Here is a 1174-nt window from a genome sequence, read left to right on the forward strand (position 1 = left end):
ACGCGCACGCTACGCCAATGGCTGACAGCTGACGGCTGACGGCTGAATTCTTAAACACTTTCAGCCTACTCCCTTCGCTCCTCCTTATCCAAAACTGACCTTAGTTATTCTTGCAGTCTGTGATTAACCTCTTCTAGTGATAAGCTCAAGGCTTCAGCTATCTGTTCCACACTTAACCCTAATCCTAATAAATGTGAAATAGCTTTCTGTAGTGCTTGTTCAGTTTGCTGTAGTGCTTGTTCAGCTTCCTGATAAGCCATGTCTAGTTCTTGAAAGTTTAATAGCTTTTTTCCCAACTTTGGATCGAAAAACTCTAGTTTTCCCTGATTCACTTGAAGTTCTAAACCTAAAACTTCACTGTAAATCGAGAAATCTTCATCTCCTAAAGGTTTGCTAGCCATAGGTTCATAGTTTCCCTCCACCAGACGTAATCCTTTCAGGGGTGGTTGGAGATAATCTTCCACAGGGTCATACTGCATGTATTCTAATACTCCCATATCTTGGTATGTTTGGCGATTAAACCTTTGATCAGTTCCCTTAGTACTTATTGAAGTTACTTCTAATATCCAACTCGGAAACTTTCCGCCTTCTTCCCAAACTTTGTAGTGTTTTCGTAGTTTATTTTCTACTCCGAAAATCACAAATACATCAGGCTCAATTACCGCATCATATACGCCTTCTAGGTAGTAAATCGATAAGTTACCGGAAACATAAACATCGTCTCGATTTTTGAAATAGTTTTTCAAGGCTTCTACGCCATAAATGATATAATCTCGGTTAGGGTCACTTTCTGCCATTGGTGTACCATTAGTATTGCGGTAGAAAAATTTAGGTTTTAATTGCTCATTAGTCATTGGTCATTCAGCAAGGGAGTAGGGAGTAGGGAGCAGGGAATTAGGGAATAGGGAATAGGTAAGGGGGAATAACCAATTTAAACGTGACGGTTAACTTCTGCCACTGATAAATTTAGTGCTTCAGCTATCTGTTCAATAGTCAAGCCTAAGCTTAATAACGGGGAAATAGCATTCTGTAGAGCTTCTTCCGCTTGTTGTCGGGCTTGAGCTTCAGCAGCTCGCTCTAACTCCGCTTGTTGTCGGGCTTGAGCTTCTGTGGTTTGCTCTAACTTTGCTCGCTGATAAGCTATCTCCAGTTCTTGAAAATTTAATAGCTTTGT

Annotated in this window: 1 protein-coding gene and 1 pseudogene; both read right to left on the bottom strand. The window is 40.7% G+C overall.

The window, feature by feature from the left end; translation table 11 throughout:
- Positions 1–104: 104 nt before the first annotated feature.
- On the bottom strand, positions 105–854 hold the full coding sequence (locus F6K38_RS42570; RefSeq protein ID WP_287360923.1) for a Uma2 family endonuclease: 750 nt from the start codon (positions 852–854) through the stop codon (positions 105–107).
- 77 nt (positions 855–931) lie between these two features.
- A pseudogene (locus tag F6K38_RS42575) lies at positions 932–1174 on the bottom strand (Uma2 family endonuclease); the annotation flags it as partial.

The sequence above is a fragment of the Moorena sp. SIO3B2 genome (genome assembly GCF_010692525.1).
Lineage (GTDB): Bacteria > Cyanobacteriota > Cyanobacteriia > Cyanobacteriales > Coleofasciculaceae > Moorena > Moorena producens.